At 38.6% G+C, this 14,062-nt stretch carries 11 protein-coding genes and 3 pseudogenes; 5 read left to right on the plus strand and 9 right to left on the minus strand.

Annotated elements, in window-relative coordinates:
* Positions 1 to 3: 3 nt before the first annotated feature.
* The 8 genes and pseudogenes from T429_RS0106430 to T429_RS11290 form a co-directional block, all read right to left on the minus strand.
* Complete coding sequence (locus tag T429_RS0106430; RefSeq protein WP_005774525.1) at positions 4 to 1,227, minus strand: efflux RND transporter periplasmic adaptor subunit; 1,224 nt, start codon at positions 1,225 to 1,227, stop codon at positions 4 to 6.
* Positions 1,224 to 2,702 (minus strand): efflux transporter outer membrane subunit, encoded by a 1,479-nt coding sequence (locus T429_RS0106435; RefSeq protein ID WP_005774523.1) that lies wholly within the window; start codon positions 2,700 to 2,702, stop codon positions 1,224 to 1,226. Before T429_RS0106435 ends, T429_RS0106430 begins: the two co-directional genes overlap by 4 nt.
* Before the next feature lie 62 nt (positions 2,703 to 2,764).
* Entirely contained in the window at positions 2,765 to 3,580 is an 816-nt protein-coding gene (locus tag T429_RS0106440; protein WP_005774522.1) for an exodeoxyribonuclease III, read from the minus strand.
* Between the two features lie 33 nt (positions 3,581 to 3,613).
* Entirely contained in the window at positions 3,614 to 4,222 is a 609-nt protein-coding gene (locus tag T429_RS0106445; RefSeq protein WP_005774521.1) for a LolA family protein, read from the minus strand.
* A 152-nt stretch (positions 4,223 to 4,374) separates the two neighbouring features.
* Positions 4,375 to 4,530, minus strand: a pseudogene (locus T429_RS11280) (DNA translocase FtsK); the annotation flags it as partial.
* Positions 4,531 to 4,543: 13 nt separating this feature from the next.
* Positions 4,544 to 4,696 carry a hypothetical protein gene (locus tag T429_RS0106450; RefSeq protein ID WP_154645778.1) on the minus strand — a complete coding sequence of 51 codons (153 nt, stop codon included), beginning with the start codon at positions 4,694 to 4,696 and terminating at the stop codon, positions 4,544 to 4,546.
* Positions 4,697 to 5,721: 1,025 nt separating this feature from the next.
* Positions 5,722 to 7,206: pseudogene (locus tag T429_RS11285) on the minus strand (DNA translocase FtsK); the annotation flags it as partial.
* 444 nt (positions 7,207 to 7,650) lie between these two features.
* Positions 7,651 to 8,166 (minus strand): annotated as a pseudogene (locus tag T429_RS11290) (DNA translocase FtsK 4TM domain-containing protein); the annotation flags it as partial.
* A 782-nt stretch (positions 8,167 to 8,948) separates the two neighbouring features.
* Here T429_RS11290 and T429_RS0106460 point away from each other — a divergent pair.
* The gene (locus tag T429_RS0106460; protein ID WP_005774519.1) at positions 8,949 to 10,226 is read left to right on the plus strand and encodes a ubiquinone biosynthesis hydroxylase; all 1,278 of its coding nucleotides are present in this window, start codon (positions 8,949 to 8,951) and stop codon (positions 10,224 to 10,226) included.
* A 907-nt stretch (positions 10,227 to 11,133) separates the two neighbouring features.
* Here the strand turns inward: T429_RS0106460 and T429_RS0106470 are convergent.
* Positions 11,134 to 11,421, minus strand: a complete 288-nt coding sequence (locus T429_RS0106470; RefSeq protein ID WP_005774518.1) for an H-NS histone family protein — start codon at positions 11,419 to 11,421, stop codon at positions 11,134 to 11,136.
* Positions 11,422 to 12,164: 743 nt separating this feature from the next.
* Here T429_RS0106470 and T429_RS0106480 point away from each other — a divergent pair.
* The 4 genes from T429_RS0106480 (at position 12,165) to trwL (T429_RS0106495) (ending at position 13,885) form a co-directional block, all read left to right on the plus strand.
* On the plus strand, positions 12,165 to 12,800 hold the full coding sequence (locus tag T429_RS0106480; protein WP_005774939.1) for a lysozyme family protein: 636 nt from the start codon (positions 12,165 to 12,167) through the stop codon (positions 12,798 to 12,800).
* A gap of 126 nt (positions 12,801 to 12,926) precedes the next feature.
* Complete coding sequence (korA, locus tag T429_RS0106485) at positions 12,927 to 13,226, plus strand: KorA family transcriptional regulator (protein WP_005774940.1); 300 nt, start codon at positions 12,927 to 12,929, stop codon at positions 13,224 to 13,226.
* Positions 13,189 to 13,506, plus strand: a complete 318-nt coding sequence (gene trwL, locus T429_RS0106490) for a VirB2 family type IV secretion system major pilin TrwL (RefSeq protein WP_005774941.1) — start codon at positions 13,189 to 13,191, stop codon at positions 13,504 to 13,506. Before korA ends, trwL (T429_RS0106490) begins: the two co-directional genes overlap by 38 nt.
* Positions 13,507 to 13,567: 61 nt before the next feature.
* Positions 13,568 to 13,885 carry a VirB2 family type IV secretion system major pilin TrwL gene (gene trwL / locus T429_RS0106495; protein ID WP_026500916.1) on the plus strand — a complete coding sequence of 106 codons (318 nt, stop codon included), beginning with the start codon at positions 13,568 to 13,570 and terminating at the stop codon, positions 13,883 to 13,885.
* Positions 13,886 to 14,062: the final 177 nt, after the last annotated feature.

Below are 14,062 nucleotides of genomic sequence, written 5' to 3' on the forward strand. Positions count from 1 at the left end.
GACTTAATTCTCATCTTCACTGTGTTCATCAGGAATTTCTGGCATCACACCATCGCGCGAACCAGTAATAACCACATCCCCCTCATCAAGTCCTGAAGCAATCTCTGCCATCACTTTGTTATTAAGCCCTACAGTCACTTGTTTTGCCACTACTTTATTTTCCCCGACCAACACTGAAACCCATGCTTTTCCTTCTTTTGTTTCATCACGCAAAGCATCACTTGGAACCAGCAAAACATTCTGAGCACGTCCTAAAATAATATGCACTTGAGCAGTCATATAAGTTCGCAAAAAGTTATCTTTATTATCAATATGCACGATCCCATTATAATAAATTGCCGCCGATGAGAGAGAGCTAGAACTTCCTAAACCAGGGTTAATACTCACATCAGCACGAATGGATTCAGGGGCTGGTTCAACTCTTTCTAACGTTCCCTCATAACGACGATCTGCATTACCCAATACCGTAAAATAAAGAGGTTGCCCGGCACGAACTTTAAGAATATCAGCTTCCGAAATTTGTGCTTTAACGGTCATCTTTGACAAATCACCTAAAATAACAATTGTTGGTGCCGACTGAACAGCATTAACATTTTGACCTTCTTCAACGACTGTTGCCAAAACAGTTCCCGCTGAAGGAGCAGTTATCCGCGTATAACTAAGATTAACCTCTGCACTCTCCACATCAATTTGGGCTTGTACAATCTGTTGACGTAGTTGAGCAATTTGCGCTTCACGTATTTTCACCTGCGTCACGGCATCATCAAAATTAGCTTTTGAAATTGCACGCGTTTCGATCATTTTTTTCTGCCGTGCTAAATTTTTTTGCGCAAGGGAAAGATAAGCTTCTTGTTCCATTAAATTTGCATGATAATGCGCTAAGGCTGCTTTTTTTCTTTTAAGATCATTTTCTTGGTCTGTAGGATCAATTTCTGCCAAGAGATCTCCCTCTTTCACAGTACTTCCCGGAAAGACGCGCATGGATACCACCCGCCCTGTAGCACGCGCTCCAACTGCCACCAATCGATAAGGGCGCACAATCCCAGAAGCCAAAACACTTTCTTCAATATCACCACGCTTTACCACAGCTGTCATATAGGTTGGCGTAGATGTTCCAAAAAAAACAGAACGTAACCACAACAAAATGATAATAATGAAAAGAGAAATAAGCAAGAATGAAAGCTTTTTGCGTTTTATAATGAAATTTTTGATGAAACTTTTTTTCATTGCCCTACCTTTGCAAGTGAATGGGAAACACCATCAACGACTTCCGGACGTGACACATCAACGACACCATCCCATCCACCACCCAATGCTTTCATCAGAGCAATATATTGGGTAGCTAAAGCAATGCGGCTATCTTTAAGTGCCATTTGCGCAGAATAATAGGAACGATCAGCATTTAATAATTCAAGAAAACTGGTATTGCCATTTTCAAAAAGACTTTGTGAAAGGTGTAAAGAATGCAGAAAAGCTTTATTTGCAACGACAAGCTTTTGTAAACGCTGATGTTCCTTTGTTAATCTCACAAGCGCATTTTCAACATCTTCTAAAGCCCTCAATACAGCAGAGCGATAAGTAATAAAAGCCTGATCACGCTGCGCCCGCGCCATCGCAACAGAGGCAATAATCTGTCCTCCATTAAAGAAGGGGAAACGAAGACCAGGTCCAAAAGACCAACCAATCGTTGAGCTTTTCCATAATTGATCTATGGCTGTTGCTGCTGTTGAAATATTCCCCGTTAATGTAAGTGAGGGATAACGTTCTGCCTCACGTTGACCAATGCGCGCTGTTGCTTGTGCATATTGGCGCTCCGCTCGTCGTAAATCGGGACGTGACAACAAAATATCTGCCGGAATTCCTGCTGGTATGGGCCATTGTGGTTGTGGAATTTTCACGTGTTTGGCATTTTTTTGCAAAAGGTCCTTCAAAGCCGTAGGCACACGACCGGTTAAGACGGAAAGGCGATGCATACTCATTTCCAGACTTGCTTCCATCTGAGCGATATCGGCTTCTGTATTAGCCATTTGCGCTTTTGCATTTGAAACGTCGAGCTCAGAAATATCACCCGCTGTTAATTTTGCCTGCATCAATTCATATGTTTTGCGCTGCGTTGCAGCAATTTGCCGCACAATCAATAATTTTTGTTGCCAACCACGCATTTGAACGTAATTTGTTGCTACATCGCCTAACAATACGACCATCGTCGCACGCATATCTTCTACCGAAGCTTCAAGACCATAACGTGCCGCTTCAACGCCTCGCTTATGCCCTCCAAAAAAATCAAGCTCCCAACTTGCATCAAATCCACTACGATACTGGTTCAACGTATCAGATTGTTGAGAGCCGCTACGCGTTCCTGAAATCGTATTGGACGCACTTGGCAACAAAGATCCCACCACTTGCCCTAAGCTCGCACGTGCTTCACGAACCCGAGCTTTGGCAACCGCAACATCATTATTTCCAGAAATTGCCTCATCCATTAACGCATTTAAAACTGGATCATTTAACTGTCGCCACCACCCTGCAAGGGAAATTGAACGCTGAGATATCTGCGCAGACTGCTGTCCCCACTTGGAGGGAACAGAAAAAAATGTCTTATGATAATTCGGACCAACCATACATCCAGACAAAAGAAAACAAAGCAAGATACTAGAAAATAATCCACGAGAAGCGCCCCTTTTGAGATTTTTGATATGCATCTACTCTCCCGCATTCTTTCAGAATCATTATCTAATATTAATACTTTATTTACCTTGTTATTTCAAAATTGGCGTGAAAAATCAAATACTGTTTGCACAGGAATATGATCGGAAGGATGGTCCCATCCGCGCGCATCACGAAAAGTCGAAAGATCCGCCACAAAAGGTGCTAAATCTGGAGACGACCAAATATGATCAAGCCGGCGCCCATAATCGGTCAATGCCCAATCGCGCGCACGATAACTCCACCATGTATAAAGTTTTGTAGGAACAGGGATATGCAACCGCATAAGATCAACCCATCCGCCCTGACAACACAAATTTTGTAAACGCTCGGTTTCAATGGGTGTATGGCTTACAACCTTCAACAATTTCTGATGAGACCAAACATCCTCTGCTAAAGGGGCAATATTCAAATCACCCAACAAAAGAGAAGACACATTTTCTTCTTGATCAGCACGAATAGAAGACATTTCTTCTAAAAAATCAAGCTTATGACGAAATTTTTCATTCACCTCAGCATCAGGGATATCGCCTCCAGCGGGAACATAGAAATTATGAATCCGTATCAATTTACCATGGGTTTCCACAATCACTGAAATATAGCGACAATCTTGGTTTTGACAAAAGAAACGCTTGTTCACCTTTTTAAAAGGCAAACGAGAAACAATCGCCACCCCGTTATAAGATTTTTGACCACTCAGTGCGATATACTTATATCCTGCTGCTTCAAAAGCCTCCACTGGAAATAAAGCATCGGGACATTTTGTTTCCTGTAGACACAAAACATCGGCCGGAAAGAGTTTCAAATACTGAAAAACCTGTGCAAGGCGCAAACGAATAGAGTTAATATTCCAAGTCGCAATACGAAAGAGCATCTGCTTCAATCCCAATGACGTGATACTATTGCTTCATTTTTTTGAGGGAAGTGTAAACATTCCCTGAGCGAAACGAACGCCTGTTCGCACATTCATAATCTGCACTGTGGTTTCCAAGTTTTGTTGGTCAACAATTGTCCACTGCCGCAAAGCAAAGTTTTTGGAATCAAACACCATTCTTATTTGCCCAGCCCCAATCGTTTTATCACGCAGAACAATCGTCACAGCTCCTGGATCTTCACGAAATGCCAACAAACGCCCGGATGATACGTCAATTTTATCATCCAACAAAAACTTCATTGGCGTTTGTGAAAGTTGCGAAAAGTTCCAAGTATTTAAAGCCCGATTATTAATGCCCACAAATTGACCATCTGCAATGATTTGTAAAGGCATTTTCTTATAAATAAAGCGAATTTTCCCTGGACGCTCAAGATAAAATGTTCCTTGAGACATTTTTCCCTTCGGACTAAATTGAATAAAATCACCCGTCATTGTTTTGATTGCCGCAAAGTGGTTGGCAATATTCTGCGCTTTTGCCACCTTCTGAGATACTTGCGAAAGAGCAGGAAAAGTTAAACACCAAAAGACAAGAATTCCCACAAAAGCAAAGACTCTTCTTTGCGGTAAAAAAGACGTTTTCATAAAAAATGCTCCCAAACAATATCGAATTGACTTTATCATTATCATTTATAATTAAGTCATCAATGATGAATAAATACCCTGCTTTATAAGATAAAGATATTGTTTGAAAACACTATCAAAAGATTTTTAAAAGTATGCTTATTCGACAAGCGCTAAAACTTTTTCTTAACCCTATGATTTTCTGAACAAACGATGCCTCCTTCTTTCATCTTTTCAAACAATGTCGCTACTCAATTATAACCAATACCCAAACGGCATTGAATATAAGACGTTGAAACTTTACCATCACACAGCAAAACTGTAACAGCTCAACGATAGAAATCATTCGTTGAAGAAAAAGTCAGCAAAAAATCCTTTTTTATTTCTTGCGATCTCTTGCGGTATCGTTTCCAAACCAGAATCATCACACCACTTTGCTAACCCTAGAATGTTGCGACAAGCCCTTGAGTCATTGAAACGATTCAAAACAAACATTTTTAGTTCTTTCTTAATTATTTTTATCCACACAGGGCATCCCGCTCGTAACGTGCAAGCGAATAGTTTTGGTTGATTCAATAAAACAGGTTTGAAATGAAAGAATCTTACAATATTGAAGTCTCCTATTCAAAATGAGTAATGTAATATTATTATAAATCAAGGCATTATCCACATAATCAGTCTGCCCTTGAGTTTTTCGAAATCACCCCAACTTCTTAACTTTTCTGCTGATTGGCTAAACGCATAATATATTTTCTCCTCCTCCTAATCAGTGAAACTGTATGGATTATTATCAAGACACGAACAAATTAAATCCTAAACATATTGCTTGCGAACTTGAAGACTCCTTTCAATAACTCAATGGCAAAAATGTTTTTTGACTTAACCGTGCACCCAAAAGAATAAAAATTCTCAGCCAATCCGCTGTGTAAACAATTTGGAGCTTGATCACAAAAAGCTCAAAGCCTTCCTATAAGCACGCTTTGCGAGGTTGAAACCTGCTTTTTGAATTTTAGAAAGTTCCACTTGGCTTCTCTCCCCTATACAATTCACTTAAACAAAAGCTCAACAGACCAGCCCTTTTCTAAAAGCAGACAGGCAAATCATGTGGCGCAACTGGTTTTGCCATAAGATTGAACGACCAGAACAGCAAAAATACTTAAATATCAATCCTTTCATGCCTTTATACCACCACACCTCACATGATCCTCCTTTACATCAATATATTGTTATAGTGATAAATTATCATTTTTTAACTGAAATCATAGCACCAACTACAGTAAGATCCTCTCATACATCCCCTCTCCTATTGCATCAATTCAAATTATTTACTTGCACGTTACAAGAAAGGCTAGCGTACAAGCAAAATGATATAAAATAAGGGATAGCTCTTATGAAAAGTCCCAAATGCTATAGGCCTATCGCAAATTGAGAGCTCGTGTATGATGACGCAGGCTTTCTACGGTACAATAAGGCAACGATTTGTTTTTATAAGACATTAAAAAAATGATGATAAAGATTTTTCAAAAGCGTTCTTCTTCGGCAGGAACTAAAATTTCTCGTTTTCCTGCATGATTTGCTGGACTAATGATACCTTCTTCTTCCATCCTCTCAATCAATGTTGCAGCACGATTATAGCCAATACCTAAACGGCGTTGAATATAAGAGGTTGAAGCCTTACGATCACGAAGAACAATAGCAACAGCTTGACTATAGGGATCATCTGCTGAAGGAGAAGCCGCAGAAACATCAGCACTATCTTCTTCAACTTCTTGGGTAATTGTTTCCAAATAATCAGGTCGTGCTTGTGCTTTGAGATGCGCCACAACCTGCTCCACTTCATCATCCGCAACAAAAGGTCCATGCACACGCTGAATACGCCCTCCCCCCATCATAAAGAGCATATCTCCTTGTCCCAATAATTGCTCAGCCCCCTGTTCGCCTAGAATTGTTCGGCTATCGATTTTTGAACTCACGGAAAAGGAAATGCGTGTAGGAAAATTAGCTTTGATCGTCCCTGTAATAACATCGACGGAAGGACGCTGTGTCGCCATAATCACATGGATACCGGCAGCCCGTGCCATTTGTGCTAAACGTTGAACCGCGCCTTCAATATCTTTCCCCGCGACCATCATCAAATCGGCCATTTCATCGATAATGACAACAATATAGGGCATAGGACTAAAATCAAGTGTTTCCGTCTCATAAAGAGGTTCACCCGTCTCATGATCAAAGCCCACTTGAATGGTACGCACCATTGTCTCTCCTTGACCTTCTGACTCCTTGAGGCGTGCATTAAACCCATCGATATTGCGAACGCCAAGTTTTGACATTTTACTGTAACGTTCTTCCATTTCACGAACAGCCCATTTAAGCGCAGTCACAGCTTTTTTAGGATCTGTTACCACCGGTGTTAACAAATGGGGAATGCCATCATAAACCGAAAGTTCAAGCATTTTGGGATCCACCATAATGAGACGACATTGTTCAGGCGTCATACGATAAAGCAATGATAAAATCATTGTATTGATAGCAACAGACTTTCCCGATCCTGTTGTCCCAGCCACCAAAAGATGCGGCATTTTTGCTAAATCCGCAATCACAGCTTCCCCGCCGATAGTCTTTCCCAAAGCAAGCCCTAATTTGGCTTTACTTTCAACAAATTCTTGGGCTTGCACAATCTCCCTTAAATAAACCATCTCCCGCTTTGCATTGGGTAATTCTATTCCAATCACATTGCGCCCTGGAACCACAGCGACACGGGCAGAAATCGCACGCATCGAGCGCGCAATATCATCTGCTAAACTAATGATACGAGAAGACTTAATGCCAGCAGCCGGTTCAAATTCATATAAAGTGACCACGGGTCCAGGACAAGCATCTATAATTTTTCCTTTGACCCCAAAATCTAACAAAACCCCTTCAAGCTCTTGAGAATTTGCTCTTAAAGCAGCAGGAGAAAGTTTTGCATCCCTGACAGAAGGTGGTGGAACCGATAGGTAATCTAAAAGTGGAAGAACAAAACCGTCCTTTGAAGTAGCTGTTAAAAGCTTTCGACTTTTCACAGAAGAAGAAGCATGAGCTTTATTTTGATTTTCATCACACTTTTCTTTTTCACCCAAAAAAGTTGGTTCAATCCGATCAAATGACTTGCCTTGCCCCTTACTCTGAGAACACCTTTTGAAACAGAAAAGGCGAAAAAACCGCGCTTGTAAAAAATAAAAAAGATGTAAAAGACCGCCAAAAGTTGTGGTAAAAAAACCATGTTTCTCACGATCATTATCTACGACATATTCCACATCTTCTTCCATCTCAAAAACCGGATCAACGATTTCGGTTTTTGGAATGCTTTTTTCCTTTCTTTTCTTTGTTCGACGCCGCCATATCACATTGCCAGCAAAAGCAGCAATGAAAAAACCTAAAAGGATAAAAACAACACTGAAGAGCCCCCTGTAAAGAGGAGAAAGAAAAAGAGGAAAAATTGAAGACGCAACACTTAAAACTTTATCTCCTAAAACCCCCCCCAATCCCATGGGCAATGGCCAATGGGTAAAAGAAGCAACAGGCGTCATAAGAGCAAAAGCCATTAAAAAACAAATCGTTGATACCACCCACAAAAAAAATCGCAAAGTCAAATTGTAGATATTCTTTTGTGCCAACAAGAGAAAAGACCAAAATAATGGTGGTAACAAAACAGCAAGACTTGCCAAGCCAAAAAACTGCATAATAAAATCTGAAAAAATCGCCCCCAGCCACCCCATAAGGTTTGTAACCTCATTTGTACTTGCATGGGTTAAAGAGGGATCAGCAACATTCCAGGTCGCCAAAGCAAATACACAAAAAATAATAAAGCCCAAAAGCCCAAGCCCAATAAATACGCCAATCTGACGTAAAAACATCTCAACAAGTCGAAAACCTTGAGAATCTCGGGATTCTAATGAATCATAAGGTGAAGAACTTCGGTGCATCCATCAATTCCAAATATAAAACTTTCATATTTAAAGCGTTATAACTTCCCTCTTCTCTTAAAAAAAGACGAAGCTTACACTCAGCGCCGATCCGTAAACAATCATCTCTCAATAATCTAACTTCTTAATCTCGTGTATTCTGCCCTCTTCCCACTTCATGTCATTCATAGACCACCATCTGAAAGGCCAATCTTTACATAAAGCACGAAGACAATCCTACCCTAAAAATTATCACACGAACAACAAAAAAACACCTCATGTGTAAAATTTTACATGGATTATAATGTTTACCACAAGCCCTATCGCTCTCCTCAACAGAAGGTTAAGCTACACCATGATAACAGTAAAATATTAATACCGTTTTAACCATCAAAAATGAACACTATTTTCCTTATCTATCATCCTCAATATACCCTTTCAAAACACGCCTCTTAAAGGATATTCATACAAATTTAAAAATACATTCTCATTTTTGTCTGATTTTAGTTTTCTTTTCTATCAACCAAGTGTAAAAAGAATTGAAGAGGACATTCAAAAAAGGCTGATCCGATAAATCTGTAAAGTGAGTTCACACAAGTAAAACAAAAGCGCTCTAAAACACTCATCTGTCATCAAAGCGACACCAAAAAAACATCTCGTCCAAAGAGAAGTCTCTTCTTTGTAAAATAAGGAAAAAAGTAAAAATTAAAATAGTGTAGATAATTTGAAAGAACAATATTCTTTTTAACAGCAAGCAAGCTTTAAACAATGGAAGAAGCCTCGTAAATAATGGAAGAAACATTGTGTATTCTAATCACCATAACGATATAAAACCCCATAAGAAAATAAAATCTCATAAAATCAAACAATGTGATCTTCTCATTGCAGGGGGGGCGGTTGCCGGTTCAACACTGGCAATAGCGCTCAAGCAAACAGCCCCTAATCTGAAAATAAAAATCGTTGATGCTGCTCCACAAGAAGATATTCCTGCTTCTAATATACGAACCATTGCCCTTGCTGCTGCTTCTGTTCGCATGTTAAAACAATTACAATGTTGGGACTCTATCAAACCCTATGCGCAACCCATTCACTCAATGATCATCACAGATACAGGCACAAATGATCCTGTTAAACCCACTCTTTTAACCTTTGAAGGCGACATTACCCCCGGTGAACCCTTTGCAACGATGGTAGAACATAGAGAACTCATCAATACTTTAAAAAAGCGTGTCAAAGATCTCAATATCCCTGTTATCGCAAACACACGTGTCATTGATTTTCATCAAGACAACCAACACACAACTGTCACTTTAGATAATGAAGAGGTTTGGCAAACAAAATTGCTTATTGCAGCCGATGGTGCCCATTCGACATTACGCCAAAAAGCAGGTCTTAAAAATTTTTCTCACCCCTATAAACAAACAGCAATCATCTGCACAGTTGAACATGAAAAACCCCATAACGGTCAAGCGATTCAACATTTTTTACCCGCCGGCCCTTTCGCTCTTCTCCCACTCAAAGGCAATCGATCCGCCATTGTATGGAATGAAGATCATAAAACTGCGCAATATTACCTCAAAGCTGACGCACTTATTTTTGAAACAGAGCTCGAAAGACGTATTGGTCATCGATTAGGAAAACTCTCTTGGAATGGCGAACGTCAAGCTTTTCCGCTAAAACTTTCTTTAACACGTCAATGTATTAAGCCCCGTTTTGCCCTCGTTGGCGATGCTGCCCATACCATCCACCCCATTGCAGGACAAGGACTCAATTTGGGATTACGCGATAGCGCTGCCCTTGCTGAAGTGATTATTGAAACAGCACGACTAGGTCTTGACATTGGCTCCCTCACCGCTTTAGAGCGCTATCAAAGCTGGAGACGTTTTGAAATTGTCCGTATGGCTTTAAGCAATGATTGGCTCAATAAACTCTTTTCAAACGATAACCTTCTCCTACGGATGCTTCGCGATACCGGTCTTGGAATCATCAATCAAGCACCCAAAATAAAAAAATATTTCATTCAAGAAGCTGCTGGCCTTACCCCAAATGCACCCCGTCTTCTAAACGGCTTCCCTCTTTAAGCAAAAATTCATTCCCTTTTGCTTTTTACAACCTTTGGCTTCTTTCCTCCCCCACAAAAAGCAAAGACTTCCATTCAATCCGGTCTGTAAACAGTCCAGATTCTTGTCACGCAAGTCTTCCTTGATTGTCCCTTCTCGTATTTCGCTTAGCCATAGAGCAAAACAAGCAAGCCATATTTTAAGAATATTCACCACACACTGAAAAAACATCTCATGAAAGTGATCTATCACTCTCCCCATAACACTCTTTCACGGCATAATAAAATAAACAAGACTTTCTTGATCAGACAAACTTTGATTTAGAATGAATACTTCATTGTTCTCATGTTAAATGAGAGAGCTGAAAATCGTAAAATACCCTCATTTCCAACCTCTCTCTTGTGAAGCAATCTAACCCACCCTTTGCACGACACAAATGAGATTTTCATATGGATAAAAATGATTAAAAAAAGGAATCAAAGTCCCTCCTATCCCTTCGCTATACTAAAAACTGTCACAACATTGCGGCTGGAAAATATAACAACAATATTGGCATACTTCTGACACAATGAATTCTTCTGATTTTAACCCTTTTTGTAAAGAATCAATAAAACCATTTATTTGCCTAGACTAAAAAGAGCAACATTCAGTAAAACTATAACGAAAAGAGATAAAGCGCGCCCCGCCTTCAAATGCCAAAAGTAATTATAACATTTTAAGCTGGACAGCATAATGATGATGCCAGCTCATGACAAAAATACCTTTTGCATTTAGATATATTTGTCCATACTTTTTACCATTTTATCTGAAACCTCGATAGGTTAATACATCCATTCAGTATTTTTATACAATCAAATAAGCAAAAAGAGGCTACTATTTGCATTCATATCTCTTGATATTCCCTTTCTTTATAAATATCGAACATGTGTTATGTCACTTCGAGCTCATCAAGTGTATACCCATTCTCCAACCACTCTTTAATCCATTTAGGTCTCCGTCCACGCCCATTCCATAATTCCCATTGGTTATTAGGATTCCTATAATGGCGCTCTTTACTCACAAGATCAGCGATATCAATTCCATGGGTACTAGCAATTTCAAGAATTTTTCGTCGCGCATTTTGCTTTTCCTTTGCTTGCCGTTTTTTTAATTCCACATCAATTTGTGTACGCATCTCTTGTAATTCATCAAAATTCATATTTTTGAGATCATTCACCTTAATTACTCCCCTTGCAAAAAAAGAATTGCCCTTTGACATATTTTAAACACAATTATAGACAATTTTTGTCTATTTGTTATCAAAATTAAAATTATGATAAATATATCACTTTGACGGAGATGTGTTTTGTACTGCAAAAAGCTATCTATTTGTGTCGCAGCTTCCACCACTGCATCCCTTTTCATTTCAATTGCTGAAATTAGAAAATGCCGTGCGCAAACGCTATCACACCTCCCTGACTCTCCTGAATCAGTCGTCAAAAGTAAATATAAATCACCATTCTATAAACTATGGCAATATGCAACAAAGAACAAGCCCTCTCCTTATAATGATGGTGTCGTTCATTATAACGATACGAGCTACCGTCAAATACAACGAATTTTCACTTCGTATAAATGTTATTTGAATTTTTTTTTGCAGCGAGAAAATTACATAAAACAAGTAATTTCAAGAGAGTCCCAAAGATCATTATCGCTTAAAAGTCCTATTTTTTCTCGTCATTGCAATAATATTAGTTGGCGTAATCTGCTCTGTTTTATACCACACATTGATCTTGTTTCTTGCGTACTCACATATGTTAGAAATCTTCTCAGAAAAGAAAGAAGTCATCACCACGAGGAATATTCTAAGCTAAACAATCCTGTTCAGCAAATTTATAAAATCAAGAGACAGCGCCAAAAAGCATCAAACAGAATTAGCATTTATATCAATAAAATTCTTCGTAGTAAGGTGCAGTGCTAATGATTTTACCAGATTTCACAATATTTACTGAGTCATACATATCCAATACTCCCCGTCCAATATTTTTAAATCTCATTGAACAGGGGGCACGGGATAATGTTTATAAAACAGCTAATCGTGATAAATCATTCAATCACTTATCGCTACTTAAAGAAGAAATCGTAATAACTGAGCAGTTTAAACAAAATAAACATAATTTTGACGTAATCTTTGAGCAAATTGATGTTCAAAGTATGAAATGGTTTTCTTTTTTTTGGGCATTTGACTTTTGCAAGAATCTTACAGCTGTACAAAGCGCTTTAACTTACTGTTATGAACAAACAAAATCAAAATATATCTTTGAAAAAGCGGCATTGCAGTCTAGGCTGAGTTTTTACAACGCAGAAAACTTAGACCGTAATGCCGATACACAAACAGTTACTTCATATATTGGAGTAAAAGCTGTTGTACAAGAAGATAAAAACTTGCAAGAGCCTGTAAGGTTAAAGAAAGAAGAGTCCGAACAGACAACTAAAGGAGATTCTCTTCCTCTTTCTTCAGAGGAATTAGAAGATGCGTTTGCGCATAAAGAAAGTAGTAGCCGCGATGCTTTTGCCACAGAAGATTCATCTTCGTCGACAAAGCAGCTCGATTAGTGCTGGTATTTTCATAAATGAAAACTAGAATTTTGATAGGATGGTATAATGAAAGCTAGATAAGAAAATGTTAAAGCTCTAATTAGTAAGATTGGACAAAATCTCTTCTAATTGAGGGCAAAAAAAATGAAAATGATAGAACAAAACAGCGTTGACATAGCATTTCGTCAGAAGGCAGCACGTGAAATTACAGTTGTGATGCGTTCAGAAAGAGAATGGTATTTTACGTTTGTTGCCGATGATCCAATCACCGGAAAACCTAATAAATATACATTACTTACACAAAGAGGAAAACTAAGAACTTGGGCTGATCCAAAATATCTCTTTAAGTTTCTTCATGAAAGAGGGGTCATTTGTGGGAGTTTTAATATTCATCAGGATAAAGAACATGAAACAATTCAATATTCTTCGCACAACAGCTCGTAATAAAATTTCTGCATTTTCTGCAGCCTTAACTGTATTCTTTATGAATAGTTCTGCTTATGCTCAAGCTCAAGCGGTAACTTTAAAAAATGCACAAACCGCTCTAACAGAATTACAGGCAGATATTAAAATAATTATCCCTCTTGCTGCTGCTATTATACTGTTGTGCTTAGCAATTGGTTATGCAGGGCGCTATATCGGAAAAGATACTTTCGTACGCTGGGCAGTCGGTGTTGTCATAGCAGGTTCTGCGACCCAGCTTGTTACGATGTTATTTAAATAAAACAGCTTAATAACGCTATTTATTACAAATAATAAAGATAAAATATTAATAAGAGTAAAACATGCAAAAATTAATTAGTCTTCAATTAAAAAGTAACAACAAAATCACCGCAATCTCTGCAGCTATGACTGCATTCTTTATGGATAATTCTGTCTATGCTGCCGCGACAACTTTACAACATGCAGAAACAGCTCTAACAAATTTACAGGCAGATATTAAAATAATTATCCCTATCGCTGCTGCTATTATACTGTTGTGCTTAGCAATTGGTTATGCAGGACGCTACATCGGAAAGGATACTTTCGTGCGCTGGGCAGTCGGTGTTGTCATCGCAGGTTCTGCGACCCAGCTTGTTACAATGCTGTTTAAAGCAGCGTAATAGTAGCATTAATCATAAAACACAATATGTTTATTAATATAAAATAATTATTTAGTATTTTAACTTACAATTTTAATAAGAGTAAAACATGCAAAAATTAATTAGTCTTCAATCAAAAATTAATAAAAAAATCACTGCAATTTCTACCGCTTTAACTGTGTTTTTTATGGACACTTC

The organism is Bartonella elizabethae F9251 = ATCC 49927, from assembly GCF_000518165.1.
GTDB classification, from domain to species: Bacteria; Pseudomonadota; Alphaproteobacteria; order Rhizobiales; family Rhizobiaceae; genus Bartonella; species Bartonella elizabethae.

What these genes read in the sequence shown, in the direction of transcription:
- trwL (WP_026500916.1), top strand. Translation starts at nt 13,568, where the DNA reads ATGCAAAAATTAATTAGTCTTCAATTAAAAAGTAACAACAAAATCACC.
- T429_RS0106430 (WP_005774525.1), bottom strand. Translation starts at nt 1,227, where the DNA reads ATGAAAAAAAGTTTCATCAAAAATTTCATTATAAAACGCAAAAAGCTT.
- korA (WP_005774940.1), top strand. Translation starts at nt 12,927, where the DNA reads ATGAAAATGATAGAACAAAACAGCGTTGACATAGCATTTCGTCAGAAG.
- T429_RS0106440 (WP_005774522.1), bottom strand. Translation starts at nt 3,580, where the DNA reads ATGCTCTTTCGTATTGCGACTTGGAATATTAACTCTATTCGTTTGCGC.
- trwL (WP_005774941.1), top strand. Translation starts at nt 13,189, where the DNA reads ATGAAACAATTCAATATTCTTCGCACAACAGCTCGTAATAAAATTTCT.
- T429_RS0106450 (WP_154645778.1), bottom strand. Translation starts at nt 4,696, where the DNA reads ATGTTTGTTTTGAATCGTTTCAATGACTCAAGGGCTTGTCGCAACATT.
- T429_RS0106445 (WP_005774521.1), bottom strand. Translation starts at nt 4,222, where the DNA reads ATGAAAACGTCTTTTTTACCGCAAAGAAGAGTCTTTGCTTTTGTGGGA.
- T429_RS0106480 (WP_005774939.1), top strand. Translation starts at nt 12,165, where the DNA reads ATGATTTTACCAGATTTCACAATATTTACTGAGTCATACATATCCAAT.
- T429_RS0106435 (WP_005774523.1), bottom strand. Translation starts at nt 2,702, where the DNA reads ATGCATATCAAAAATCTCAAAAGGGGCGCTTCTCGTGGATTATTTTCT.